General features: G+C 58.9%; 24 protein-coding genes. 12 read left to right on the top strand and 12 right to left on the bottom strand.

Annotation, left to right across the window (positions count from 1 at the left end; all coding sequences use genetic code 11):
* The first annotated feature begins 146 nt into the window (after window positions 1–146).
* A complete protein-coding gene (argC, locus tag CHB75_RS06345; protein ID WP_089269697.1) occupies window positions 147–1,175 on the top strand; it encodes an N-acetyl-gamma-glutamyl-phosphate reductase in 1,029 nt (342 codons plus the stop codon).
* A gap of 35 nt (window positions 1,176–1,210) precedes the next feature.
* Complete coding sequence (ccmE, locus tag CHB75_RS06340) at window positions 1,211–1,672, top strand: cytochrome c maturation protein CcmE (RefSeq protein WP_089269696.1); 462 nt, start codon at window positions 1,211–1,213, stop codon at window positions 1,670–1,672.
* 15 nt (window positions 1,673–1,687) lie between these two features.
* Here the strand turns inward: ccmE and CHB75_RS06335 are convergent, their stop codons facing one another.
* The 3 genes from CHB75_RS06335 to CHB75_RS06325 all read right to left on the bottom strand — a co-directional run bounded on the left by CHB75_RS06335 (window position 1,688) and on the right by CHB75_RS06325 (window position 4,147).
* Entirely contained in the window at window positions 1,688–2,206 is a 519-nt protein-coding gene (locus CHB75_RS06335) for a GNAT family N-acetyltransferase (RefSeq protein WP_089269695.1), read from the bottom strand.
* Between the two features lie 44 nt (window positions 2,207–2,250).
* Window positions 2,251–3,525: a phosphopyruvate hydratase gene (gene eno, locus CHB75_RS06330; protein ID WP_089269694.1), complete on the bottom strand. Its 1,275-nt coding sequence runs from the start codon at window positions 3,523–3,525 to the stop codon at window positions 2,251–2,253.
* A gap of 208 nt (window positions 3,526–3,733) precedes the next feature.
* Window positions 3,734–4,147: a Fur family transcriptional regulator gene (locus tag CHB75_RS06325; protein ID WP_089269693.1), complete on the bottom strand. Its 414-nt coding sequence runs from the start codon at window positions 4,145–4,147 to the stop codon at window positions 3,734–3,736.
* Between the two features lie 339 nt (window positions 4,148–4,486).
* On the opposite strand from CHB75_RS06325, the gene CHB75_RS06320 reads away from it, so the two are divergent.
* Complete coding sequence (locus CHB75_RS06320; RefSeq protein ID WP_089269692.1) at window positions 4,487–5,767, top strand: DEAD/DEAH box helicase; 1,281 nt, start codon at window positions 4,487–4,489, stop codon at window positions 5,765–5,767.
* On the opposite strand, the gene CHB75_RS06315 is transcribed toward CHB75_RS06320, so the two are convergent.
* From CHB75_RS06315 to CHB75_RS06285, 7 genes are all read right to left on the bottom strand, one after another.
* The gene (locus CHB75_RS06315) at window positions 5,768–6,658 is read right to left on the bottom strand and encodes a DMT family transporter (RefSeq protein WP_089269823.1); all 891 of its coding nucleotides are present in this window, start codon (window positions 6,656–6,658) and stop codon (window positions 5,768–5,770) included. It abuts the gene before it with no gap.
* Between the two features lie 177 nt (window positions 6,659–6,835).
* Window positions 6,836–7,702, bottom strand: a complete 867-nt coding sequence (locus tag CHB75_RS06310; protein WP_089269691.1) for a tellurite resistance TerB family protein — start codon at window positions 7,700–7,702, stop codon at window positions 6,836–6,838.
* A gap of 85 nt (window positions 7,703–7,787) precedes the next feature.
* Window positions 7,788–8,735 (bottom strand): zinc transporter ZntB, encoded by a 948-nt coding sequence (locus CHB75_RS06305; protein ID WP_089269690.1) that lies wholly within the window; start codon window positions 8,733–8,735, stop codon window positions 7,788–7,790.
* 119 nt (window positions 8,736–8,854) lie between these two features.
* Window positions 8,855–10,276: a protein adenylyltransferase SelO gene (locus CHB75_RS06300; RefSeq protein WP_089269689.1), complete on the bottom strand. Its 1,422-nt coding sequence runs from the start codon at window positions 10,274–10,276 to the stop codon at window positions 8,855–8,857.
* A gap of 13 nt (window positions 10,277–10,289) precedes the next feature.
* A complete protein-coding gene (locus tag CHB75_RS06295) occupies window positions 10,290–10,769 on the bottom strand; it encodes a GNAT family N-acetyltransferase (RefSeq protein ID WP_089269688.1) in 480 nt (159 codons plus the stop codon).
* Window positions 10,769–11,215, bottom strand: a complete 447-nt coding sequence (locus tag CHB75_RS06290; protein WP_089269687.1) for a GNAT family N-acetyltransferase — start codon at window positions 11,213–11,215, stop codon at window positions 10,769–10,771. Before CHB75_RS06290 ends, CHB75_RS06295 begins: the two co-directional genes overlap by 1 nt.
* A complete protein-coding gene (locus CHB75_RS06285) occupies window positions 11,212–12,153 on the bottom strand; it encodes a nucleoside hydrolase (RefSeq protein ID WP_089269686.1) in 942 nt (313 codons plus the stop codon). The genes CHB75_RS06290 and CHB75_RS06285 overlap by 4 nt, the downstream gene beginning before the upstream one ends.
* A gap of 412 nt (window positions 12,154–12,565) precedes the next feature.
* Here CHB75_RS06285 and zwf point away from each other — a divergent pair, with 412 nt between their 5' ends.
* From zwf to CHB75_RS06240, 9 genes are all read left to right on the top strand, one after another.
* Window positions 12,566–14,020 carry a glucose-6-phosphate dehydrogenase gene (gene zwf, locus CHB75_RS06280; RefSeq protein ID WP_089269685.1) on the top strand — a complete coding sequence of 485 codons (1,455 nt, stop codon included), beginning with the start codon at window positions 12,566–12,568 and terminating at the stop codon, window positions 14,018–14,020.
* The gene (gene pgl, locus CHB75_RS06275) at window positions 14,017–14,694 is read left to right on the top strand and encodes a 6-phosphogluconolactonase (protein WP_089269684.1); all 678 of its coding nucleotides are present in this window, start codon (window positions 14,017–14,019) and stop codon (window positions 14,692–14,694) included. Before zwf ends, pgl begins: the two co-directional genes overlap by 4 nt.
* Before the next feature lie 4 nt (window positions 14,695–14,698).
* On the top strand, window positions 14,699–16,279 hold the full coding sequence (gene pgi, locus CHB75_RS06270; RefSeq protein WP_089269683.1) for a glucose-6-phosphate isomerase: 1,581 nt from the start codon (window positions 14,699–14,701) through the stop codon (window positions 16,277–16,279).
* A gap of 151 nt (window positions 16,280–16,430) precedes the next feature.
* On the top strand, window positions 16,431–17,048 hold the full coding sequence (locus CHB75_RS21980) for a PRC-barrel domain-containing protein (protein WP_245840747.1): 618 nt from the start codon (window positions 16,431–16,433) through the stop codon (window positions 17,046–17,048).
* Between the two features lie 202 nt (window positions 17,049–17,250).
* The gene (locus CHB75_RS06260) at window positions 17,251–17,874 is read left to right on the top strand and encodes a holin-associated N-acetylmuramidase (RefSeq protein WP_245840744.1); all 624 of its coding nucleotides are present in this window, start codon (window positions 17,251–17,253) and stop codon (window positions 17,872–17,874) included.
* The gene (locus CHB75_RS06255; RefSeq protein WP_176439070.1) at window positions 17,865–18,431 is read left to right on the top strand and encodes a holin family protein; all 567 of its coding nucleotides are present in this window, start codon (window positions 17,865–17,867) and stop codon (window positions 18,429–18,431) included. Before CHB75_RS06260 ends, CHB75_RS06255 begins: the two co-directional genes overlap by 10 nt.
* Window positions 18,432–18,651: 220 nt before the next feature.
* Entirely contained in the window at window positions 18,652–20,619 is a 1,968-nt protein-coding gene (locus tag CHB75_RS06250) for a heme lyase CcmF/NrfE family subunit (RefSeq protein ID WP_089269682.1), read from the top strand.
* Window positions 20,616–21,098 (top strand): cytochrome c-type biogenesis protein, encoded by a 483-nt coding sequence (locus tag CHB75_RS06245; protein ID WP_089269681.1) that lies wholly within the window; start codon window positions 20,616–20,618, stop codon window positions 21,096–21,098. The genes CHB75_RS06250 and CHB75_RS06245 overlap by 4 nt, the downstream gene beginning before the upstream one ends.
* A 69-nt stretch (window positions 21,099–21,167) precedes the next feature.
* Window positions 21,168–21,944: an enoyl-CoA hydratase-related protein gene (locus CHB75_RS06240; RefSeq protein WP_089269680.1), complete on the top strand. Its 777-nt coding sequence runs from the start codon at window positions 21,168–21,170 to the stop codon at window positions 21,942–21,944.
* Between the two features lie 178 nt (window positions 21,945–22,122).
* Here CHB75_RS06240 and gltA read toward each other — a convergent pair whose 3' ends face one another.
* Entirely contained in the window at window positions 22,123–23,418 is a 1,296-nt protein-coding gene (gene gltA / locus CHB75_RS06235; protein WP_089269679.1) for a citrate synthase, read from the bottom strand.
* Between the two features lie 87 nt (window positions 23,419–23,505).
* Window positions 23,506–24,918 carry a glutamate--tRNA ligase gene (gene gltX, locus CHB75_RS06230; protein ID WP_089269678.1) on the bottom strand — a complete coding sequence of 471 codons (1,413 nt, stop codon included), beginning with the start codon at window positions 24,916–24,918 and terminating at the stop codon, window positions 23,506–23,508.
* Window positions 24,919–25,016 lie beyond the last annotated feature (98 nt).

The raw sequence follows: 25,016 nt of genomic DNA, 5'->3' as shown, positions 1-25,016 counted from the left end.
TTCCCCTCATACGCATCAGAGATCTTGCCCCGCCTACGTTGCAGATACCTATGGCGACGACAGGGCAAGCCTTTGACCCCACGCGTCAATCCAGTACATAGTCCTACAAAAGCGGTGCGTGACGCCCGCACCCACGGAGAGACGACATGACCCACAAGATCGCGATCATCGGTGCCAGCGGCTATACCGGCGCGGAACTGATCCGCCTGATTGCCACGCATCCGAACATGGAGATCGCCGCCCTTGCTGCCAATTCCAAGGCCGGGCAGAGCATGGCACAGGTTTTTCCGCATCTGCGTCATCTTGACCTGCCCGATCTTGTGACCTGGGAGCAGATTGATTTTTCCCAGATCGATCTGTGTTTCTGCGCCCTGCCGCACAAGACCAGTCAGGAAGTGATCCGCGAACTGCCCAAGACGATGAAGATCGTCGATCTGAGTGCGGATTTCCGGCTGCGCGATCCTGCAGATTATACCAAGTGGTATGGCAACGCGCACGGCGCCGTCGAAATGCAGAAAGAAGCGGTCTATGGCCTGACGGAATTTTACCGCGAGGATATTGCCAAGGCACGTCTCGTGGCCGGGACGGGCTGCAACGCGGCGACGGGTCAGTTCATCCTGCGCCCGCTGGTGGCCGGGGCGGTGATCGACCTGGATGAGATCATCCTCGACATGAAATGTGCCGTGTCCGGCGCCGGGCGGAGCCTGAAGGAAAACCTGCTGCACGCGGAACTGTCCGAGGGATATAACGCCTATGCGGTTGGCGGAACGCATCGGCATCAGGGCGAATTTGATCAGGAATTCAGTGCTTTGGCGGGACGTCCGGTGCAGGTGCAGTTCACGCCGCACCTGATGCCTGCGAACCGCGGGATCCTTGCGACCACCTATGTAAAGGGCGATCCGCAGGCGATCTGTGCGACGCTGCAAAAGGCCTATGCGGACGAGCCGTTCATCGAGGTTCTGCCATTTGGCGAAACGCCCTCGACCCATCATGTACGCGGATCGAACTTTGTCCACATCGGCGTGACCGGTGACCGGATCCCGGGGCGGGCCACTGTCGTCGGGGTGCTGGACAACCTGACAAAGGGCAGTTCGGGTCAAGCATTGCAAAATGCGAATTTGATGTTAGGTGAGGATGAGACAGCAGGACTGATGCTGGTCCCGTGTTTCCCCTGAAGCCGGTCAGCGTCTGTGGGTGAGGAGAGACGTTCATGGCATTGAAATCGCTGAAAAAGAAGCGCCGCATTCAGGTTGTGGCGCTTGCTGCCGTCGCGCTCGTCATCTCGACTGGGCTGATCGGTTACGCGATGCGCGACGGCATCAACTTCTTTCGCTCACCCAGCCAGGTGATGGAGGAACCGCCGCGCCCGACAGAGGTGTTCCGCATCGGCGGGCTGGTCGAGGAAGGGACCCTGCAGCGCGGTCAGGGGCACGAAATTCGGTTCAGCGTTACCGATGGCGGCGCGTCTGTCCCCGTGGTGTTTGCCGGGGTTCTACCTGATCTGTTCGAAGAGAACCAAGGTATGGTCGGCACCGGAAGTTACATTAACGGAATATTTCAAGCCACTGAAATACTTGCAAAACATGATGAAACATACATGCCAAAAGAGGTCATTGACGCACTCAAGGAACAGGGCGTGTATCAGGAAAACGACATCGGGGCAGGTAGTTGACCCTTTGGCCTCACCTCAGGCGGTGAGATCGTACTCGAAATAGCACAGATGCCCCCGGGCGATGTCGGGCACGTCGTAGTATTCTCCGGTTTCACGAAATCCCATGGCGGCATACAGCGCCCGCGCGCCCAGCAGTGATTTCATCGTGTCGAGCCTTGCGGTCGCGTATCCAGCCGTGCGGGAACGTTCCAAAAGTTCCTGCACCATGGCGCGGCCAAGCCCCATGCCACGGGCGGCTTCATCCACATAGACGCGCTTGATCTCGCAGGATGAGGCGTCGAACCGATAGTACATGCCGCAGGCCAGCGCCTGATCGCCAGATTTCGCGATCAGCAGCGCGCCGTCCGGTTCTGCGTGAGCCAGTTCAAGACGGGCAAGAAGCGCGGCGTACTCGGGCTCGGGGTAAAACGTCTCGGTGAGACTGGCTATGGCACCTTCATGGGCCAGCAGATGCGCACGGTAGCGCCAACACAGATCTCGCACTGCGGCAAGGTCACTGGCGGATGTGGCTGTGTGAATTTTGATGTTCGACATCTTGAATTAGGTGGCGCGCGGATCCGAGCCCGCGCGCCAAACTATCATTTCAGGATTGAATTACCCGCGAACTCAGCGGTCTCGCCCAGAATTTCTTCGATCCGGATCAACTGGTTGTACTTTGCCAACCGGTCAGAGCGGGCCAGCGAGCCGGTCTTGATCTGACCGCAGTTGGTGGCCACGGCGAGGTCTGCAATGGTCGCATCCTCGGTTTCGCCGGAACGGTGTGACATGACGTTGGTCATGCGCGCGCGGTGGGCCATCTCGACCGCCTTCAAGGTTTCGGTCAGCGTGCCGATCTGGTTGACCTTGACCAGCATGGAGTTGGCGCAGCCCTTTTCGATGCCCATGGCCAGACGCTTGGGGTTGGTCACGAACAGGTCGTCGCCAACCAACTGGATCTTGTCGCCCAAAGCGTCGGTGAGGGCCTTCCAGCCGTCCCAGTCATCTTCCGACATGCCATCCTCGATCGAGATGATCGGATAGTCGGCACAAAGCTGGGCGAGGTAGGCCACGTTTTCATCCGAGGTGAGCGATTTGCCTTCGCCCTTCATCTCGTATTTGCCGTCCTTGAAGTATTCCGTCGCGGCGCAGTCGAGAGCGAGGCAGATGTCCTCGCCCGGGGTGTAGCCGGCCTTTTCGATGGATTTCAGAATGAAATCAAGCGCGTCACGGGTAGAACCAAGATCGGGCGCAAAGCCGCCTTCGTCGCCAAGACCGGTCGAGAGGCCCTTGGCTGAAAGCTCTTTCTTGAGCGTGTGGAACACTTCGGAGCCCATGCGCACCGCTTCGCGGATGTTCGCGGCGGCGACCGGCATGATCATGAATTCCTGAATGTCGATCGGGTTATCGGCGTGTTCGCCACCGTTGATGATGTTCATCATCGGAACCGGCAGCACACGGGCGGACGTGCCACCGACATAGCGGAAGAGCGGCATACCGTTGAATTCGGCGGCAGCCTTGGCGGTGGCAAGAGAGACACCCAGGATCGCATTGGCACCAAGGCGGGATTTGTTGTCGGTGCCGTCGAGTTCGATCATCGACAGGTCAATGGCGACCTGTTCGGTGGCATCCATACCCAGCAGTTCTTCGGCGATCTCGCCGTTCACGGCAGCAACGGCTTCTAGTACGCCTTTGCCCATATAGCGGGATGTGTCGCCGTCGCGGCGCTCGTTCGCCTCGTATGCACCGGTGGACGCGCCAGAGGGTACGGCGGCACGGCCCATTGTGCCGTCCTCCAGGGTTACGTCGACCTCGACCGTGGGGTTGCCGCGGCTGTCGAGAATTTCACGGGCGTGGATGTCGATGATGATGCTCATGGGTCCCAGTCTCTTTGAGGTTAACGGTTTCCCCTGCGTATAGCAGGGCGATGTAAAAAGTAAACTGCACCTGATAGCGCTAACGAGGGAGTCAGCCCGGGGCACCTGGCCAGCACGGATCGGGAACTGGTGCAATTTTCTTGTAAAGAAAATTGGCAAAAATCTTTAGAAGATTTTTGGCGTCGCCGATGCGGCCAGGTTGCTACCTTCAGGGCTTCTTGAGCGGGACTCCATAAAGTTCGAGCCGGTGCCCCTTGAGTCGATAACCGAGCTTTGCGGCAATCTTTTCCTGAAGGGCCTCAATCTCGGGATCCACGAATTCGATCACCTCGCCCGATTGCATGTCGATCAGATGGTCATGGTGGTCGCGCTCTGCGTCCTCATAGCGCGCGCGCCCATCGCCGAATTCCAACCGATCCAGGATGCCGGCCTCTTCGAACAGCTTCACTGTCCGGTAGATCGTGGCGATCGAAATCCGGTCATCTCGCGCCGAGGCACGAGCATAAAGCTCTTCCACATCCGGATGGTCGGTCGCCTCTTCCAGCACCTGCGCGATGGTGCGGCGCTGTTCGGTCATGCGCAGGCCTTTGGCTTCGCAGCGGCTGGTGATGGTATCTGTCATGGAATCCTCGCGGCCTCGGGTTCACAAGCTTTAGCCAATCCGGGGCAGGGAGGCCAACACCCGAAATGCGCGTTTACGTAGGGATGCATCCTTGACTTATCACCGGTTAGGCGCCATGTGCCTGTCAACGGATCTCTTCTGCCGCGTGAGCAGAATGACCGGCGCAGCATGCGCCGAGGGTCACTGAGACCGCGATTGCTTCCAAAATCACGCGTGGGGCATGGGGTGCAACGCCTATCGGACATTCGGTCTGAGGGCGGTTCTGTGCCTCTCCACCCGATGGGCTGACACATCAGCCTGTCGTGCGGCTGCGATACACGCAGCCCGAAAGGAACTGTTTTGACTGATTTTACCACAATGGGCCTGCCCAAGTCGCTTGTCACTCGTCTGAGCCAAATGGGCCTGACCGAGCCGACACCGATCCAGGCCGGTGCTATCCCATTTGCGATGGAAGGCCGTGATGTGATGGGCCTGGCCCAGACCGGAACCGGAAAAACGGCGGCGTTTGGCCTGCCGCTTGTGGCGCAGATTTCGGGATTGGGCCGTCCGGATCCCAAATCCGTTCGCGGCCTTGTGCTGGCGCCCACCCGTGAGCTTGCCAGCCAGATTGCTGAAACCCTGAAAGAGCTGACCCTTGGTTCGCCGCTGAAGGTTGCGGTTGTGGTTGGGGGCCAATCGCTGAATGCGCAGGCCAAGCGCCTGGAACGCGGCATCGACCTGCTGGTCGCGACCCCAGGTCGTCTGATCGACCTGATTGAACGCCGCGCCGTGCGGCTGAACGAATGCAGCTTTCTGGTGCTGGACGAGGCCGACCAGATGCTGGACATGGGGTTCATCCACGCCCTGCGCCAGATTTCCAAGCACCTGCCGTCCAAGCGTCAGACCATGCTGTTTTCGGCGACAATGCCCAAGCTGATGGAAGATCTGTCGCGCGAATATCTGAACAACCCCGAGAAGGTGCAGGTTTCTCCTCCGGGTAAGGCCGCGGACAAGATTGAGCAGTCAGTTCATTTCATCGCCAAGGCAGAAAAAACCAAGCTGCTGATCGAGTTGCTGGACAAGCATAAGGACGAGCTGGCGCTGGTCTTTGGCCGTACCAAGCATGGTTCTGAAAAACTGATGAAGACGCTTGAGAAGGCGGGCTTTGCAGCAGCGTCGATCCATGGCAACAAAAGCCAGGGGCAGCGTGATCGTGCGCTGAAGGCGTTCCGCGACGGAACTGTGCGGGTTCTGGTGGCGACGGATGTCGCTGCACGTGGTCTGGATATTCCGGCGGTACGGCACGTCTATAATTTTGAGCTGCCCAATGTGCCCGAAAACTATGTCCACCGCATCGGGCGGACGGCGCGCGCCGGTCGTGAAGGTGCTGCAATTGCATTCTGTGCACCGGATGAGATCGGCGAGTTGAAGGCCATCCAGAAAGTGCTCAAGATGACTATTCCAGTCGCTTCGGGCCGCGCCTGGGAAGGTCTGGACACGCCCGCACGGGGCGGCAGCAATGGCGGTCAGCGTCGCGGCAATGGCGGCGGTGGCGGCGGCAAGCCCGGCGGTTCCAAGCCCGGCAGCAACGGTCGTCGTCGGCGGCCTGCGGGCAACAGGTCGGCTGCGAAAGCGGCCTGATCAGGCGATCTGACTGAGCCGTCTGCGGGCGGCGTGGTCATTGGCAAGAAGATAGGCGGCGAGGCTGGTCAGTACCAGCGCGCCGCCTATCAGCATTCTGGGGGTTGGCACTTCCCCGATGCAGATCCAGACCCATAGCGGTCCGATCACCGTTTCCAGTAGCATCAGCAGGCTGACGTTTGCCGCCGCTGTATACCGCGAGGCAAGCGATAGCGCAAAGAACGACACCGGCAGGATCAAGGCACCTGTGAGCGCAATGGCCCAGACGGTCCCGTCCAGCATGCGTTCCGGGCCAGTCCAGATCAACCCGTTTATGCCTGCCATCAGGGCCCCGCATCCGATGCAAAGCAGGATCGGAACGTTCCCGGAATTGCGTAGCGTGACGAAATTCATCGCCAGAGTAAATGCCACGCCCAACCCGCAGAGTGCGCCCACAAAGGCCGAGGTGTTCAACGCCGCTTCGCCCTTGCCGCTGACTGCGATGGCGATACCGATCAACACTGCGACGATGGTGATCCATGTGGCGCGGCTGGTGCGTTCGCTATAGATCACCCGCGCCAGAACGGCGGACCAGACGGGCACCGTGGCAACAGAGACCAGCACAACCGAGACCGGAGCCAAAGCAATTCCGGTGGGAAACAGCGTTGCATTGACGAACTGGCAGGCGACGACGATCAGTCCCGTGCCACTTGCGAGAACGGTCAGATCAACGCGTCTGTGCGCCGAAGTCGCCAGCCAGACCAATAAGAACAGGCTGCCCATGGACAAACCGCGCCAACCCAGCATCTGCATCCCATCCATGCCGGAGATCCGCATGAACAGAGCATCGGGCGTAAGAACCAGTGCACCAAAGGTTGCGAGCAGGAGGCCGAATTGGGGGTGAGCTTTCATCTGCGATGTGTGATCGCAAACGCGTGCCATGGTCAAGGCCGCTTTGATCGTGCTTGCGACGCGGCACAGGACCGGAACATCGGACCCTTGCCGGATTTACGTTTTGCTATTTTTACACCCGCCAAGCGTTCGGGGCAGAATCCAAGGCTCCAATCCGAGCGCAGGCTTGGATTAGGCCTAGTTATATAGCGGTTGAACGCCCATCTGCATGTGCAACATGTTCACCGTGGGTTCATCCAGCGATAAAGCCTGAGCGAGGCTGTCGAGATATTCAGCCTCATCCTGCGTATCGACCCGGATGGTCATGAGCGACGCTGAATAGACCTGCATTCGCTGTGCCTCGGGTGTGTCTGCGGCCAGCTTTTTGACGTCCACGGGCGCGGCAAGTTCGGCTTTGACAAAGGCTATATCGGCGGGATCGGCATCCTCGCCCACGGTTTCAAGGATCTTGGCCTTTTCGGCCTTGTCGATGGCTCCATCCGCCTTGGCAGCCTGGATCATCGCGCGCAGCATCAAGCCGGCGCTTTTCTCGGAGTCAGGCGCGGATTCGGAGGCATTGAACTGATCAAGCAGACCGGCGACCCCTTTCCCCTGCATTGCGGCGGCGCCACCAGCCGCGGCAAGTATACCTGCCAGGCCTGCGCCACCCTGCGCTGCTGACGAAAGCAGGGGACCTTTGTCGGTCGAACCGCCGCTGTTTCCGCCGCCCATGAGGGAAGAAAGATCAAAGCCGCCCTTCTTCAACTGGTCCATCATCGCAGCCATGGGATTTGCCCCGCCGGTTGCGCCCGTAAAGGCCGACATGTCGATGCCAACCTCGGTCATCTTGTCGATCATGCCCTGCATGGTGCCACCGCCCTGTGGCGCCTTGCCAGAAAGCATGTCGCCCATCTGTGCCTGTGCGCTGCTGGCCGGATGCGCGCCCTTGATCTGGGCTCCGCCGCCAAGGAGCCCGCCAAGGCCCTGACCGCCCGCCATCTTGTCGACGCCGCGGGCCGCCGCGTATCCGATTGCCACCTTGGCCAGTGTTCCCATCAGTCCCATGCGTTTATTCCTCCCTAGAATAATTATCCTTTTGTCGGGCAGCATGCCACAAATGTGACCCTGTGACAGGGAAAACCGGCCCCCTTTAGAAGAGCCGCAAAAATCGCAGGATCAGCCAGACCAGCAAACCCATCGCCACAGTGCCAAGGGACAACACGGCAAAGGCATGCGGCATGTCCGTGCCCGGCATACCCGCCACGTTGACGCCGAACAATCCGGTCAGGAACCCCATCGGCAAAAACACCGCCGCCACCACCGATAGCGCGTAGGAATTTTTCGCCAGGCGCACGTTCTGTCGCGATTCCAGATGGTCGGTCAGGACGGTCAGGCGGTCGCGCACGGCGTTCAACTCTTCGACTGCACGCTGTGCGCCGTTGGCAATCTCGCCCAGATTCTCGCGCATGGCGGCGTCAATCAGTGGCAGACGGGTGTCCAGAAGGGCGTGCAGTGCCGCGGCCTGTGGGTTAAGAAAGCGGCCCAGACGGATTGTGGCGCGGCGCAACTCGGGGATACTTTCGGACTCCGGGGCCCGATCATCAAGGAACAGTATTTCCTCAAGATCGTCGAGCCGGTCTTCGAGTGCGACACCATTCTCCTCGATCCGGTCGGTCAGGTTCTCGGCCAGCGAGACAAGAAAGGCCGCAGGCGTGGGCGGCGCATGGTTAGCCTCGATTTTTCGGCGCAGATCCTCGGCGGCAAAGATGCGGCGGATCCGGGTGGTCACGATCAACCGTTCGGAAAACCAGCCCCTCAGGGAGACCATATCATCACGGTCTTCCCCGACGTTGAGGTTGAGCCCACGCAGGATGACGATGAGACCGCCATCATGGGCAAAGGCACGCGGACGGGTTTCGGCCTCCAGCAAGGCGTCTTTGGCGCGTCCAGGCACCTGAGCCGCGAGCCACGCGGGCAGACCGGGATCGCTCAGATCGCAGTGCACCCATCGGTAACCATTGGTCACGGGCGAGGATAGATCAGATGTAGGCGTTGACCGCCCGTCGGGCGAGATGTCCAAGGCAAAAATCGGGTTCATTTGGTCCTCGGGCAAGCAGTCTTTCGGCCAACAATGCAGCACGGGAGTTGGTTACGCCAACGCTTTGATCGCCAAGGGTCAATTAAACCAGGTGCCGACCGCGGTTGGGTAAAAGCGGTTCACGTCCCGCAGAATGTCGCCGGAACCACTTCGGACGGGGTCGGAGGACGGCGCAAATCTTCGGCCTCGGGGTTGTCGGCGAAGGGGTGCGCCAGAACCGCATTCAGGCGGTGGAACGGGGCGTCATCCCCGGCAACGGCGGCGGCGATCATCTGTTCCATGCGGTGGTTGCGCGGGATTACCGCAGGGTTGGTGCGCCGCATAAGCGCCTGCGGGTCGGGTTCGTCGCCAAGGCGGCTTTTCCAGCCGGTGGCCCAGGCATCAAAAGCGGCGGGGTCGGTGAACTGATCCCGCGCCGTTCCATCAGACAGGGCCCGGAACGTGTTGGTGAAATCTGCGCTATTGGCGTGCATCCGGGTCAAAAGGTCGGTGACCAGCTCCTTGTCCCCGGGGCGCGGATCCGAAATGCCGATCTTGGCGGCGAAGCGACGCTCGTACTCCGATTGGATCAGGGCAGGCATGGCATGAACCTGTTCCGTGAACTGCTCTACTGCCGCCTCTGGATCGGGCATCAGCGGGAGGAGCGCAGTGGCAAGCTGCGCCATGTTCCAGACGATCATGTCTGCCTGCGACGTATATCCGTAACGCCCGAACCGGTCTATCGATGAAAATACGGTCTGCGGGTCGTAGGCGTCCATGAAAGCGCAGGGGCCATAGTCGATCGTCTCGCCCGAAAGCGTGCAGTTGTCTGTGTTCATCACGCCATGGATGAACCCAAGGCTAAGCCAGTGTGCAACCAGCGTCGCCTGACGATCAATGACCTTTTGCAGCAGATCGCCCGGATCAGTGGCGTCTGGATAATGTCGCTGGACGGTGTAATCGTAAAGCTGTTCCAATGCGGCACCGTCGCGGCGGGCGGCAAAAATCTGGAACGTTCCGACGCGGATATGACTGGCCGCAACACGCGTCAGTACGGCACCGGGCAGCATGGTTTCGCGGATGACATCTTCGCCTGTGCGCACGGCAGCCAGGGCGCGGGTGGTCGGCACACCAAGGGCGTGCATCGCCTCAGAGACAACATATTCCCGCAGGACCGGCCCCAGCCAGGCACGGCCATCGCCCCGGCGCGAATAGGGAGTAGGGCCAGAGCCTTTGAGCTGGATGTCACGGCGTACGCCGTCCTGCCCGATGGTTTCGCCCAGCAGGATGGCGCGACCGTCACCCAGTTGCGGGTTGAACTGTCCGAACTGATGCCCGGCATAGAGCTGAGCCAGCGGCGCGGCTCCCTCTGGAACGACATTCCCGGAAAAAGTCCGTGCAAGTTCGGTGTCGTCTTTTGGCAGGTCAATCTTCAGGATTGCCGCCAGCTCGCGGTTCACCGCGATCAATGATGGGGCCGCCACCGGAGTCGGCAGCGTGCGTGAATAGAACCCTTCGGGAAGGGCGGCGTAGCTGTTGTCAAAGGGGATGTGTATAGTCATGACTGATAGATAATCATGCAGAGCCGGATTGCGAGAGTGGTTTTTCCATCACTATCGAAGTGATGCGATCATATCCGGGATGCGACCGTTCCGCCGTACGGACAAATCCGAGTGCGGCAAAGGCGGCGTGATTTCCGACCAGTTCTATCCGGGTTTCGAGGCGCAGACGGGGCAGACCAAGGCCGCGTGCCAGAATTTCTGCCTGTTCGATAAAAGCGCGGCCAAGGCCCTTGCCCTGTGCGCCCGAGGCGATCGCAAGTTTGCCAATATACAGCGCACCGGGCTGTTCAGCAAAAAACGCGCATCCGATGAGAGGTGGAGTCGCGAGGTAAAGATGCTCCGTTTTGGATCGTTGCCGCAATGTTTTGGGGGTTAGCGCATGTGCAGATGACGGCGGGTCGATCCTTCCGTCCATGTAAGCAAAACTCGCATGGATAAGGCCAAGAAGATCGTTCCAGTCTGTAAAGTCTGCTGGCGCAAGAGTGGGTCGCATCACAGCTTTCGGGACATGTACATGTAGCTGTCGCGCGCCTTGAAACCACAGCGCTGGTATAGGCTCGTCGCGGCTTCGTTGGAACGATCCACCTCAAGGTGAAGCGCCTTGATCGTGCTCTGTTTCAACGCCTGTGCCAACGCATTAATTGCCTCCCCCGCCATGCCACGCCCGCGCACAGCTGGGCGAATGTACAGTTCGTCAATGATGGCATCCATGCCGCCATATTCAATCGACCAGCCGAAACTGACGACGATGTAACCCACTGGCGCACGGCGAGGACCGATTAGCCAACTCGCGCCATGGGGAGAGCCCTCGAGCAACGGCAAGATAGAACGTTCCTGATGCGCAGCATCCGTCTTGAATCCCAGATCGACGTGTAGCGCCGCCACGAGGGGCAACAGCTTCGGCGCATCTTCCGTGGTGGCAAGGTGCAGAGATTTCACAGCAGACCCAGTCTTTCGGTCAGGAGGACAAAAAATCTTTCTGAATCAATGCCACCCATGAACGTCGCATTGGGTTGACGGCCCGAGACCTTCCACCAGTCGGCGACTGTCATGCCAAGGGTCAGGTCGGAAACAGTCTCGATCTCGACGTTGATATGGCGACCGGTGAAAAGATCGGGTTGAATCAGATAGGCAATCACGCAGGGATCATGCAACGGGGCGCCGTCGGAGCCGTATTTTTCCCGATCAAACCGTTCGAAGAACTCGGTCATCTGGGCGACGGCTTCGCCGACCGGCGTGTTCAGGGCACGGAATGCAGCGTTGCGCTTGGCGGTGACCAGTGCGTGATGGGTCACGTCCAGCGGCATGACGGTGATTGGTGCGCCGCAGGCAAAGACCAGCGCTGCGGCGTCGGGATCGACGTAAATGTTGAATTCTGCTGCTGGAGTTATATTTCCGACCTCGAAATAGGCACCGCCCATGAGGACGATTTCTTGAATCCGCTCTGCGATGTCCGGCGCTTTTTGAAGCGCGGTCGCAATGTTTGTCAGCGGCCCAAGAGGGCAGAGCGTGACGGTTTTTGGATCGTTCCTGCGCAGTGTCTCGATTATGAAGTCGACGGCGTGCTGGTCCTGCAGTGCCATGGTGGGTTCGGGCAGGGATGGTCCGTCCAAGCCAGTCTTGCCGTGCACGTGTTCAGCTGTGACGAGTTTGCGTTTTAGTGGTGTGTCGCATCCGGCAAAAACCAAGGTTTCAGGCCTACCAGCCAGTTCACAGACGATCCGGCTATTTTTTTGCGTCAAAGTAAGTGGCACATTTCCTGCCACGGCGGTGATGCCCAGCACTTCAATTTGTTCAGGCGAAGCAAACGCTAGAAGTATGGCGACTGCGTCATCCTGACCCGGATCAGTGTCGATGATTATTTTGCGGGGTGCCATGCATGCCTCCATTTTTTATCACCCTCGTCGCATGGCACTGTCTGGCGTTCAAGGGGATTGGCAATCTAGGAGGCCCCGTCTCAGCACTGTACGCGTCACAAAAAGGGGCACAAATAGGAAAAGAAACTGATGGGGCATGCTTATAACCGCGGGCTCGCGGACTGTTTAATTGATGTGAAATTCTGTCGCTGGCGGAAAATGCCTTGGATTTTGACGTTGTATGCGAATGCTTTGTGCCTTCGCTGTCTTAAGGTCCTGTTCAGTCGCTCCTTCAGAGGGCATTGTAGTGGCTGCAGTGAATGTTAGACTTTCAGAAAAAGCTGCGGTAAACATATCAAGTTAGCGCTAACGCACGAGCTGTTCACCCTAGATACCCGTGGCGCTCAAGAGACAAGAACGGAGCAAACCTGTCATGGTTTCGCGTGTAATTCCGGTCGATTCTTTCGACCTCGTTATTTTTGGTGGCACCGGCGATCTGGCCCGGCGCAAGATTCTTCCTGGCCTGTTCCGTCGCTTCTGTGCCGGGCAGATGCCGCCCGAAGCACAGATAGTGGGTGCTGCACGGTCCGAGATGGATGATAGCGGTTATCGCGAATTCGTCGCTGAGGCGATCCACGAATTCGCCGGGCCGCTATCTGAGGACGCTGCCCAGGTTGAAGGCTTTCTCGAACGGGTGTGTTATGTCGCCATTGATGCCAAGGGTGAAGCAGGCTGGGAAGAACTCAAGAGCAAAGTGCGGGAGGATCTGGTACACGCATTTTACTTTTCGGTTGCGCCGTCGCTGTTCGGAGATATCGCGGAGAGGTTGCATCTGCACGGCCTTGCAGGGGATGAAAGCCGGATTGTGGTCGAAAAACCCTTTGGCAAGGACTTGGATTCAGCCAGGGAGCTAAACGCCACGCTCGCCAAGCATTTCGACGAGCATCAAATTTACCGGATTGATCACTATCTGGGCAAGGAGACCGTCCAGAACCTGATGGCCGTTCGCTTTGGGAACGTTCTTTTCGAACCCTTATGGAATGCGCAATATGTGGATCACATCCAGATCACCGTTGCCGAGACCGTCGGCGTGGGCGGTCGCGGAAGCTATTACGACGCTTCGGGCGCGATGCGGGATATGGTGCAGAACCACCTTATGCAGTTGCTGTGCCTTATCGCCATGGAGCCGCCGGCCAAATTTGAACCTGACGCGGTGCGCGACGAAAAACTCAAAGTTATTCGCGCACTGGAGCCAGTCGAGCCATACCATATCGTTCGCGGCCAGTATGACAAATCCAAGGATGCGCCAGGATATCGGCAGGATGTGGAAAACCCACGTTCCTTCACCGAGAGTTTCCTGGCGCTGAAGCTGCATATTTCGAACTGGCGGTGGGCTGGCACGCCGTTCTATTTGCGTACCGGGAAAAAGCTGAAGGCGCGCACATCCGAAATTGTGGTGGTGTTCAAGGACGCACCGCATTCGATATTCGGCGCTGACGCGGGTCGCCATAGGAACGTTCTAGCAATCCGATTGCAGCCGAATGAGGGCATGACCCTGGACGTGACGATCAAAGAACCGGGGCCGGGCGGCATGCGTCTTGTGGATGTGCCGCTGGACATGACTTTTGCCGATGCGCTGGGACCGGAGGCCGAGCAGGCGACAGAGGCTTATGAGAGACTGATCATGGATGTGATCCGGGGCAACCAGACCTTGTTCATGCGCGGTGACGAAGTCGAGGCCGCCTGGGCATGGACCGATCCGATCATCGCCGGCTGGACCGCGCGCAGCGATGTACCGAAACCATATGATCAGGGTGGCTCGGGTCCTGAAGATTCGCTGATGCTGATGCATCGGGACGGGCGGCGTTGGCGGGAGCTAAAGGGATGAGTTTTACTCTGCTGGAATATCCGGACAGGGAAATCCTGGCCATGGATCTGGCCAATCAACTGGCTGGTGACCTGCGCGCAGCATTGGCCCAGGGTGATCGTGTGGCCTTTGCCGTGCCCGGCGGCACATCCCCGGGACCTGTATTCGATGACCTCTGCGCTGTAGATATAGCCTGGTCACGAGTCGATGTGCTGCTGACCGACGAACGATGGGTACCCGACGATAGCGCGCGGTCCAATACCCGGTTGCTACGGGAGCGGCTGCTGGTGGAAAAGGCGGCAGCCGCCCAATTGCTGCCAATGTATCTACCCTGCAAGGAGCCGGAAGAACGTATCGACGAACTTGCCGAAATGCTTCGACCCAGTCTTCCTCTGGATGTCGTGTTGTTGGGCATGGGGGCGGATATGCACACTGCCTCAATCTTTCCCGGGGCTGATCTGCTCGTTCAGGCGCTGGCCCCCGGCGCGCCGCTGCTGCTTCCGATGCGCGCGCCCGGCGCACCAGAGCCGAGGGTCACTCTTTCCGCCGAAGTGCTCAACGGAGCGATGCGCAAGCATGTGTTGATCTACGGGCAAGAGAAACGCGATGCTTTGGAACGATCCAAAATCTTGACACCGCTTGAGGCACCCATCGGGGCGGTTCTGGACGGCGCAATAGTACATTGGGCGGAGTGACCACATGTGGGACGACGTAAAGCTACTGGCAGACAGGATCGGGAACCGCCGAATCCTGGATCTGTTCGAGAATGCCAACCGCGCGGGCGAATTCAGCTTGAGTGCGCTGGGGATGCTGTTCGACTATTCCAAGACGCAGCTCGATGATCAAATTCTGGCCGCACTGCTGAAAATCGCTCAGAATACCGGCGTCGAGACGCGCCGAGACGAGATGTTTTCAGGTGCCAAGATCAACGAGACCGAGGGCCGTGCGGTCCTTCACACCGCGCTGCGCAATCTTGATGGCGAACCGGTGCTGGTCGATGGTCAGGACGTCATGCCCGGGGTGTTCGACGGCCTAAAGCGGATGACGGCCGTGGCAAATGACATCCGAAATTCGGACATTACGGACGTCGTGAACATCGGCATCGGCGGGTCGGATTTGGGCCCGAAGATGGCGACGATCGCGTTGTCACCCTATCATGACGGACCGCGCTGCCATTTTGTTTCCAATGTCGATGGAGCCGATATTTCGGACGTGCTGCGCCAGTGCGATCCGTCAACGACCGCCTTTATCGTCGCATCAAAGACCTTCACAACAATCGAGACGATGACAAACGCAGGCACTGCCAAGGCCTGGCTTGCGCATCATGGCGTATCAGATGCGGGTCGGTTCGTAGCGCTTTCAAGCAACGCCAAAAAGGCCGCGGAATGGGGCATTCCGGGCGACAGGGTACTGGGGTTTGAGGATTGGGTCGGCGGACGCTATTCCGTTTGGGGGCCGATCGGGCTGTCCCTGATGGTTGCCATTGGCGCAGATGCCTTCAAGGCTTTCCTGCGTGGCGCACAAGAGATGGACCGTCATTTCTGTGCAGCACCATTGCATGAGAATATGCCGGTGTTGTTGGCCTTGGTCGGGATGTTCCACAATCAGGTTCTGGGCCACGCGACACGCGCGGTGCTGCCCTATGATAACCGTTTGTCGCGCCTGCCGGCCTATCTCCAGCAGCTGGAGATGGAGAGCAATGGCAAGGGCGTGTCGATGGATGGCAAAGCCCTGAAGGTCAATTCGGGCCCGGTCGTCTGGGGCGAACCGGGCACCAACGGGCAACACGCGTTTTACCAGTTGATCCACCAGGGCACCCGTACCGTGCCTTGTGAATTTCTGGTTGGTGCGGCGGGCCACGAAGAGGATCTTCGCCAGCATCAGGATCTGCTTGTGGCCAATTGTCTGGCCCAGTCCGAGGCGCTGATGCGCGGTCGTTCGTTTGAGGAGGCGCGTGATTTGATGCGTGCCAAGGGGTTGGAAGGCGATGAGTTGGAACGGCAGGCGGCGCATCGGGTATTCCCCGGTGATCGTCCGTCCACCACGCTTGTCTATCCTCAGCTAACGCCAGAGCTGTTAGGGCGGATCATAGCTCTTTACGAACACCGTGTTTTTGTCGAGGGCGTCATTCTGGGCATCAATTCCTATGACCAGTGGGGCGTGGAGTTGGGCAAGGAGCTTGCGACCTCACTTGGGCCGGTCGTGACTGGCGAGGTGTCATCCGAAGGAAAGGATGGGTCGACCCGGCAACTGGTTGAATACGTAAGGCTATATCGCTGATATCTCCAGGCGTTTCTGGGGTTTGCGAACGCGTCAGAACGGCTGGAAGTTCCCTGCGATTTTCGAAATAAAAATGCGATATCTCGGGAACGGAAATCGGGGATGTTGGTTTCCTTTGCACAACTTTGAAGCAGTTTGCAAAGGAACGAAAATGACACGTCTGATCACAACTACCGCTCTTGCCCTGACCCTGGCTGCAGGTACCGCATATGCGGAAAGCCACTCCAATGGCGCCAAAATGGAGCAGAACCTGGAGAACGCAGGCGAGAACCTCGAGAATGCTGGTGAAAACGCCGCCCAAGCGACCGAAAATGCTGCAGAGAACGCAGCTGTTGCGACACAGAATGCTGCCGACGACGCGGCCCGCGCTATCGATGACGCGGCGACGTCCACGGCCAGTGCTGTTGACGGCATGACGGAAAATGACACCAACATGATCCGCGCACGCGATATTCTTGGTGGAACGATCTATTCCGCCAACTCCCAGGACGGCGTTGCCGAATTCCAGACCGTCACCTACGACAGCGTGGGTGAAGATTGGGACAAGATCGGCGAAATCGAAGACATCGTGCTTTCTTCCGACGGCAAAATTCAAGGCGTTGTTGCCGAAATCGGCGGCTTCCTTGGGCTTGGCGACAAACATGTTTTCCTAGAAATGGACAGCGTGAAACTCGTGCCGGTCGATGATGCAAGCATTTCGCTCGTCGTTGGGTTCAGCGAAGAGCAGCTGGAAAACATGAAGGACGTTGACGAGGCCTTCTGGGAATAATTTTTCCACCAATAGCCAGGGTTCCGACCATGGTATGTGTCACGCGCGTCCCTTTGCTGGGGCGCGCGTTTCTGTTTGGAGCTTCTGTTTGGATCTGCGTTCAAGTTGTGTTTGGCGTGAGAGACCGAGCGGTGGTGTGAGGTGGTATTAACTGATTTGGCAGACTTTCTGCTCCTAGGTTCAATCGAGCAGGAGACGACCGTTGTCGCGCACCACCATAAGCATTCGTCAGATCGCCGAAGAAATTGTTGCCCGTGAGGGGGGCTTTGTGAATGACCCAGATGATCCGGGGGGGGCAACGAATTTTGGTGTGACAATCCACACGATGCAAAGCCTTGGCTTAGATCTGACCGGGGACGGCCGGGTGACCGAAGCTGACGTGCGCAGTTTGACGCGGGCGCAGGCAGTTCAAATCTTTGTCGATCATTATTTCCTACGGCCCAGGATCGCACAGTTACCCGAGGCGCTGCATGCGTCAGTCTTTGACATGTATGTGAATGCCGGGGCGAATGCAGTGAAGATCCTCCAGCGGCTGTTGAAACAAATGGACCAGATCGTAACGGTGGATGGCGTGATTGGACCACAGACTGTGCGGGCCGCGTCCGCTGCTATGGCGGCGGCACCGTCGCATCTGACGGATGCCTATGGAATCGCGCGGCGCAATTATTATTTGGATATTGCGGATCAGCGGCCTGCGTCGCGCAAATTCGCGCGACGTCGGGACGGAGGTAAAGGCGGATGGATCATGCGTGCTGAAGAATTCATCACGCCGCGCTTTCATCTCAGTGAGCAGCAATTCAAGGCGAGGGTGGCAGGATGGGCTTGATCGAGCGTATGATGGGTTTGGTATTCGGGTCTGGCCGGAACGTTGTGGCTGAGACGGCCGAAGTATTCCGCGTCAATGCCGAGGCGCAGGCCGGTCGCGAAGCAGGCCTTCAGAGCGCGGCACTGCAGCAGTTCGGACAGGAATTTCGCCTTAGCCAGCGCGGCTGGTTTGACCGACTCATGGACGCGCTGAACCGGATTCCGCGCCCGGCAATGGCTTTGGGAACGCTGGCCCTGTTCATAGCGGCGATGGTAGATCCTGTGTGGTTTGCCGCCCGGATGACCGGAATTGCACTGGTGCCGGATCCGCTGTGGTGGCTTCTGGGGGCAATCGTGAGCTTTTATTTCGGGGCGCGATACCAAGCAAAGGGACAGGATTTTCGACGCGATCTGGCCGCTACCATTTCCACAGTACCGCAAGTGGTGCGCACTATTGGTGACATTGACGCGTTAAGAGATGTGACGCCGCGCAATGATGCGTCTGGCACCTTGCAGGGTGAGGAGGCTGAACATGTCGACAATCCGGCCCTGGCGGAATGGCGGCAGGCACGGTCTTGATCCACTGTTGAAACTGGGTTTCGACCTTGGCAGCCATATGGTCCAGTGGTCAACGCCCACCCACTGCGAACGGCCCCGTCGGCAAAGTCCATAAAGTGAACACGCGGGCAGAACGTTTCGAGACAACGTCTGTACCGTTCCATAGACCCGCGACAACGTGATCACTAGGGGCCGCGGAATTCCGTTGGCCCCTCTGGCCTGTCCGCGTATATGTCAGCTCATGATTACAGAGCTTGGCCACTTCGCCCTTATCCTCGCCTTCCTGGTCGCATGCGTTCAGGCGGTTGTCCCCCTCATTGGTGCCCACAAACGGTGGCCCGGCTGGATGGCCGTGGCGGAACCTGCGGCGACCGCGCAATTCTTTCTGACGGCCTTTGCCTTTGGCGCGCTGATGCACGCCTTCATCACCTCGGATTTCAGCCTCAAGCTTGTTGTCGAGAATTCGCATTCGGCCAAGCCGATGCTTTACAAGATCAGCGGCACCTGGGGGAACCACGAGGGGTCGATGCTGCTTTGGGTACTCATCCTGGCGCTGTTTGGTGCCATGGCAGCGTGGTTTGGCGGAAACCTGCCGCCGACACTGCGCGCGCGGGTGCTGGCGGTACAATCGTCGATTGCCCTCGCATTCTTTGCCTTCATCCTGTTCACCTCGAACCCGTTCCTTAGGCTTGTCGTGCCGCCATTTGACGGACAGGATCTGAACCCGCTGCTGCAGGATCCCGGTTTGGCGTTCCATCCGCCGTTTCTGTATCTTGGCTATGTCGGGCTTTCGATTTGCTTTTCATTCGCCGTGGCGGCGTTGATCGAGGGCCGCGTCGATGCCGCATGGGCGCGCTGGGTACGGCCCTGGACACTGGCAGCATGGATATTCCTCACCATCGGGATCGCGCTCGGGTCCTGGTGGGCCTATTACGAACTGGGCTGGGGCGGTTTCTGGTTCTGGGACCCGGTCGAAAATGCATCCTTCATGCCTTGGCTGCTGGCCGCCGCGCTGCTCCATTCCGCCATCGTGGTGGAAAAACGCGAGGCGCTGAAAAGCTGGACCATACTGCTTGCCATCCTCGCCTTCGGGTTCTCGCTGATCGGGACATTCATTGTGCGCTCGGGCCTGCTGACTTCGGTCCATGCCTTTGCCAATGATCCGGAACGGGGCGTGTTCATCCTGATGATCCTCGTGTTCTTTACCGGCGGAGCACTGACACTGTTTGCCGCGCGGGCCGGCGCAATGCAGGCAAAGGGCGTCTTCGGCGTCGTCAGCCGGGAAAGCGCGCTGGTGGCGAACAATATATTGCTGGCAGTCGCGGCCTTTGTGATCTTTGTCGGGACGATGTGGCCGCTGGTGGCTGAGATGTTCTTTGATCGCAAGCTGAGCGTCGGTGCGCCATTCTTCAACATGGCCTTCACCCCCTTCATGATGTTGCTTGGTTTGATCCTTCCGGTGGGCGCGATGATGGCTTGGAAGCGCGGCCGCGTCACCCGTACGCTACAGACACTGATGCCGGCCTTTGTCCTGGCTGTATTGCTGGCAGGTTTGGTCTGGACGATGCAGACGGGCCGCAGCCTGATGGGGCCGATTGGCGTGTTCCTGGGGGTCTGGCTGGTGGCAGGTACAGTCACGGATTTTCTGAGCCGCTTGGGCAAATCTCGGGATTTTTCCCGACTGTTCCGGCTACCGCGCGCAGACTGGGGCAAGCTGCTGGCGCATTCGGGTCTGGGGATCACCATGCTGGGAATTGCCGGTCTGACGGCCTGGCAAGAAGAAGATATCCGCGTGGCGCAGATTGGTGAGACCTTCTCGGTGGGTCAGTACGAACTCCAGCTGCTGAATGTTGAGCAGATCCGGGGGCCGAACTATTTCTCGACGATGGGCACGGTGCGTCTGAGCGAGAGCGGGCATGATATCGCCCTGCTGCATCCGGAGAAACGCAACTATCCGGTGGCGCAGATGCCGACAACCGAGGCGGCGATTGATTATCGCTTTATGCGGGACGTCTATGTTGTGATCGGTGATCCGCAGGACAACGGCGGCTATGTGATGCGGACCTATATCAAGCCGCTGGCAAACTGGGTCTGGGGCGGCTGTCTGATCATGGCGCTTGGTGGGGCACTGAGCTTGTCCGACAGGCGCTATCGTATCGCCGCTGGCGCGCGCAAGACTGTGCAGCCGCAGGGGGTTCCAGCAGAATGAGAGCACTTCTTCTGGTTCTGATGTTGGCGGGCAGTGCGTCCGCCCTGACGGGGGCCTTTGCGGGTGCCGCATGGGCGGTGCAACCAGATGAGGTGCTGGAGGATCCGGCGCTCGAAGCACGGGCGCGGGAATTGTCCAAAGGACTGCGCTGTCTGGTCTGCCAGAACGAGAGCATTGATGAATCCAATGCCTCGCTCGCGCGGGATCTGCGGATCCTTTTGCGTGACAGGCTGATGGCCGGCGACAGCGACGAAGAGGCTGTGGCCTTTATCGTTGACCGCTATGGCGAATTTGTTCTGCTGCAGCCAACCACGGGTGGCTGGAACTGGCTGCTTTGGGCCGCTGGACCGCTGATGTTGCTGGCCGCTGTCGCCGCCGGCGCGCTTTACATCCGGGGCCGTTCAACATCCACGACCGAGCGCGAAGAGGGGCTGAGCCCTGCCGAGCAGAAGAGGCTGGAAGAGATCCTCAAGGAGTGACGCCGCGTTTGGCTTTGCCAACCTGATCTTGCGGTGTTTGATGCGCTTCGAACCAGAGGAGACAGGCACATGATCTACGACACCATCCAGTACGATATCCGTGACGACATTGCCGTGGTCACGCTGAATCGCCCGGATGTGATGAACGCACTCAACACCCAGATGCGCGCAGAAATTACCGATGCGGTGACGCTGGGTGGTCGCGAGGCACGGGTGGTTGTGCTCACCGGCGCGGGACGGTCATTCTGTTCGGGCCAGGATCTGGGAGACCGGGCCAATGCCGCCAATCTGGATCTGGAGCGGACGCTGAGGGACGAGTACGTCCCGATGCTTCGGGCGATCTATGACTGCCCGGTTCCGACGATTTCCGCCGTCAATGGTGCGGCGGCGGGTGCAGGGGCGAACCTCGCACTTGCGGCGGATGTGGTGATTGCCACTGAATCTGCGTTTTTTGTGCAGGCCTTTACCCGCATCGGGTTGATCCCGGATGCTGGCGGCACCTGGTATCTTCCGCGTCAGATGGGTCTTGCAAAGGCGATGGGGGCAGCGCTGTTCGCGGACAAGATCACCGCACGTCAGGCAGACGAATGGGGAATGATCTGGGAGGCGGTGTCGGACGAAGCGTTCGAGGCACACTGGCAGGCGCGCGCCGCGCATCTGGCCAAAGGGCCCACCGCTGCCTATGGCCGTGTCAAGGAAGCCATCCGTGGATCCTTTGATAACGATCTGGAACAGCAGTTGGCGCTGGAGGCGAAACTGCAAGGCCAGTGCGGCAAGACCCGAGATTTCAAGGAAGGTGTTGTGGCGTTTCTTGAGAAACGGCCAGCGCAATACGAGGGTCGCTGACGCCGCTTCGCGAGGCGAGGCGGTCAGGGGCGCGCCTTTGCCAAGTCTCCCGGATTTCATTTAGCACTCCCCAGAGTATTTTGGGAGCGTATGAAGCAATAGTTGGTAGCCGGGTTACGGCGCAGAGAATCGGTTGGGGCGCGGATAAACCCGCGCCCCATTTATTTGCACCCAGATTTCAGCGGGTTTCGATATCAGTATAGTTGCGCGCGGTGGCGCCGAGGTAAAGCTGGCGCGGACGACCGATCTTGAGTTGCGGATCGCTGATCTGTTCTTTCCACTGTGAAATCCAGCCGACGGTGCGGGCAACCGCAAAGATCGGCGTGAACATCGACGTCGGAAAGCCCATCGCCTCAAGAATGATCCCCGAATAGAAATCGACGTTCGGGAACAGCTTCTTGTCGGCGAAATAGGGATCGGCCAATGCGGCTGCTTCCAACTCCTTGGCGACCTGCAGGATCGGATTATTTTCAACGCCGAGCAGATCCAGAACCTCATCGGCGGACTGTTTCATCACAGTCGCGCGTGGGTCGAAGTTCTTGTAAACCCGGTGCCCAAAGCCCATCAGGCGGTATGGATCGTTCTTGTCCTTGGCACGGGCGATGAATTCGGGAATGCGGTCGGGTGTACCGATTTCCTTGAGCATCTCGAGGCACGCCTGGTTTGCGCCGCCATGTGCTGGGCCCCAGAGGCAGGCAATGCCGGCCGCGATGCAGGCGAACGGGTTTGCACCCGAAGACGATGCAAGGCGCACGGTCGACGTCGAGGCGTTCTGTTCGTGGTCCGCATGCAAGGTAAAGATGCGGTCCATGGCGCGGGACAGGATCGGGTTGACCACGTAATCCTCTGCCGGGACGGCAAAGCACATGCGCAGGAAGTTCGACGCATAGTCCAGCGAATTCAGCGGATATACGAAGGGCTGACCAACATGATACTTGAACGCCCAGGCGGCGATGGTCGGCATTTTTGCGATCAGGCGGATAGAGGCAACCTCGCGCTGCCAGGGATCGGTGATGTCGGTGGAATCGTGGTAAAAGGCAGACATAGCCCCGACGACACCGACCATGACGGCCATAGGGTGGGCATCGCGACGGAACCCGCGGAAAAAGTTCTGCATCTGCTCATGCAGCATGGTGTGATTGGTCACACGGTTCTCAAAATCCTCAAGCTGCTTGCCCGACGGCAGTTCGCCGTAAAGCAGAAGGTAGCAGACTTCGAGGAAGTGGGATTTTTCGGCCAGCTGGTCGATGGGATAGCCGCGGTGAAGAAGTTCCCCGAGGTCACCGTCGATAAAGGTGATGGTGCTGTCGCAGGCCGCAGTCGATGTAAAACCCGGATCATAGGTGAACACACCCGCCTGAGCATAAAGCTTGCGGATGTCGAGCACATCCGGCCCCGCAGTGGGCGAGTAGATCGGCAGTTCGAACGATTTGTCGTCAATCGTAAGGGTCGCAGTCTTGGTGGTTTCAGCCATGGAAGTTCCCTTCGTCTCAATCCGCCGGGGCGGGCGCCCTGGCTAAGTATCTTGTTGCAGCTTGAGGAAGCGTTAACCGACGGCGGTTCACGATCCTTCGTAAGCTGCCGCCTGAGTCAGACGAAGAATGGTTTCGTCACGGCCCAGGACCAGCATCATGTCGAACACGCTAGGCGTTACTGTCCGGCCTGCCAGCGCGGCCCGCAACGGACCGGCCAGCTTTCCGAATTTGGTGCCGTTCTCATCGGCCACACGGTTCAGTACCGCCTCCAATTCGTCTTTGGTCCAGCTAACAGTTTGCAGCTGCGGCGTCAACGCGCGCAGTATACCACGGGATACCGGATCAAGCGTCTTTGCCGCTTTCTCGTCCATGGAAAGTGGTGGTGATGAAAGGATAAATTCTGCTTTTTCAAGGAGTTCAGGAAACATCTTCGCGCGGTCTTTCAAGCAGTACATTGCACGAAGTATGCCGTCTTGCTGGTTGCCGGTCAAAGGCGATTTTTCTGCAGCTGCGAGATAAGCCTGTATTTCATGCAGCAGTGCAGCATCTTCGGTCACGGCAATATGCTGCCCACACAGGTTTTCCAGTTTTTTGAAATCCAGACGGGCAGGCGATTTGTTAATTCCCGACAAATCGAACCACTCTTTTGCCTGAGAATCGTCGAAGAATTCATCGTTGCCGTGGCTCCAGCCCAATCGCGTCAGATAATTGCGCATACCCGCCGCTGGATAGCCCATGGCTTGATATTCCTCGACGCCCAGTGCGCCATGGCGTTTGGACAGCTTTTTGCCGTCCGGGCCGTGGATGAGGGGGATATGCGCCCAAACTGGAACGTTCCAGCCCATCGCCACATAGATCCCGATCTGTCGCGCGGCATTGTTAAGGTGATCATCGCCCCGGATCACATGGGTCACACCCATGTCGTGATCATCCACCACCACGGCAAGCATATAGACCGGCGTCCCGTCCGAGCGTAGCAGGATCATGTCGTCCAGCTGGTCGTTCCGGATGGTGACGTCTCCCTGCACCTCATCATGGATGAGCGTGCTACCTATCGTAGCAGTCTTTAGCCGGATGACGAAAGGTTCATCAGGAAAGGTCGAAGGGTCGGCATCGCGCCAAGGGCTTTGAAACAAGGTGGAGCGGTTCTCGGCCCGGGCGGACTCACGGAATGCCTCGATTTCCTCTTGGGTCGAAAAGCACTTGTAGGCGTTCCCCTCTGCCAGCATCTGATGCGCCACCTCGGCATGTCGCGCCGCACCGGCAGCTTGGCTGACGACCTCGCCATCATAGTCCAGCCCAAGCCATTCAAGGCCGCGCAGGATGGCAGCTGTCGCTTCGGGGTTTGAGCGCGCGCGGTCGGTATCTTCGATCCGCAGCAGGAATTTCCCACCTCGTCCCCGGGCATAGAGCCAGTTGAACAGTGCAGTGCGGGCGCCGCCGATGTGAAGATACCCTGTGGGCGACGGGGCGAAACGGGTGACAATCTGTCCGGACATGGGGAGTTTAACCTTTTGATAACCGTGGTGGGGCTAGCGTTGGTCATTCCATACCCATGCTCTTGGGGGAGGACAAGCATCGGGGCGAGGACAGGCAT

The sequence above is a fragment of the Puniceibacterium sediminis genome (assembly GCF_900188035.1).
Lineage (GTDB): Bacteria > Pseudomonadota > Alphaproteobacteria > Rhodobacterales > Rhodobacteraceae > Puniceibacterium > Puniceibacterium sediminis.
This window is presented reverse-complemented; position numbering and strand designations above follow the sequence as displayed.

Bases quoted from the DNA above. Each gene is read 5' to 3' on its own strand.
- argC (WP_089269697.1), top strand. From the start codon at position 147: ATGACCCACAAGATCGCGATCATCGGTGCCAGCGGCTATACCGGCGCG.
- ccmE (WP_089269696.1), top strand. From the start codon at position 1,211: ATGGCATTGAAATCGCTGAAAAAGAAGCGCCGCATTCAGGTTGTGGCG.
- CHB75_RS06335 (WP_089269695.1), bottom strand. From the start codon at position 2,206: ATGTCGAACATCAAAATTCACACAGCCACATCCGCCAGTGACCTTGCC.
- eno (WP_089269694.1), bottom strand. From the start codon at position 3,525: ATGAGCATCATCATCGACATCCACGCCCGTGAAATTCTCGACAGCCGC.
- CHB75_RS06325 (WP_089269693.1), bottom strand. From the start codon at position 4,147: ATGACAGATACCATCACCAGCCGCTGCGAAGCCAAAGGCCTGCGCATG.
- CHB75_RS06315 (WP_089269823.1), bottom strand. From the start codon at position 6,658: ATGAAAGCTCACCCCCAATTCGGCCTCCTGCTCGCAACCTTTGGTGCA.
- CHB75_RS06310 (WP_089269691.1), bottom strand. From the start codon at position 7,702: ATGGGACTGATGGGAACACTGGCCAAGGTGGCAATCGGATACGCGGCG.
- CHB75_RS06305 (WP_089269690.1), bottom strand. From the start codon at position 8,735: ATGAACCCGATTTTTGCCTTGGACATCTCGCCCGACGGGCGGTCAACG.
- CHB75_RS06300 (WP_089269689.1), bottom strand. From the start codon at position 10,276: ATGACTATACACATCCCCTTTGACAACAGCTACGCCGCCCTTCCCGAA.
- CHB75_RS06295 (WP_089269688.1), bottom strand. From the start codon at position 10,769: ATGCGACCCACTCTTGCGCCAGCAGACTTTACAGACTGGAACGATCTT.
- CHB75_RS06285 (WP_089269686.1), bottom strand. From the start codon at position 12,153: ATGGCACCCCGCAAAATAATCATCGACACTGATCCGGGTCAGGATGAC.
- zwf (WP_089269685.1), top strand. From the start codon at position 12,566: ATGGTTTCGCGTGTAATTCCGGTCGATTCTTTCGACCTCGTTATTTTT.
- pgl (WP_089269684.1), top strand. From the start codon at position 14,017: ATGAGTTTTACTCTGCTGGAATATCCGGACAGGGAAATCCTGGCCATG.
- pgi (WP_089269683.1), top strand. From the start codon at position 14,699: ATGTGGGACGACGTAAAGCTACTGGCAGACAGGATCGGGAACCGCCGA.
- CHB75_RS21980 (WP_245840747.1), top strand. From the start codon at position 16,431: ATGACACGTCTGATCACAACTACCGCTCTTGCCCTGACCCTGGCTGCA.
- CHB75_RS06255 (WP_176439070.1), top strand. From the start codon at position 17,865: ATGGGCTTGATCGAGCGTATGATGGGTTTGGTATTCGGGTCTGGCCGG.
- CHB75_RS06250 (WP_089269682.1), top strand. From the start codon at position 18,652: ATGATTACAGAGCTTGGCCACTTCGCCCTTATCCTCGCCTTCCTGGTC.
- CHB75_RS06245 (WP_089269681.1), top strand. From the start codon at position 20,616: ATGAGAGCACTTCTTCTGGTTCTGATGTTGGCGGGCAGTGCGTCCGCC.
- CHB75_RS06240 (WP_089269680.1), top strand. From the start codon at position 21,168: ATGATCTACGACACCATCCAGTACGATATCCGTGACGACATTGCCGTG.
- gltA (WP_089269679.1), bottom strand. From the start codon at position 23,418: ATGGCTGAAACCACCAAGACTGCGACCCTTACGATTGACGACAAATCG.
- gltX (WP_089269678.1), bottom strand. From the start codon at position 24,918: ATGTCCGGACAGATTGTCACCCGTTTCGCCCCGTCGCCCACAGGGTAT.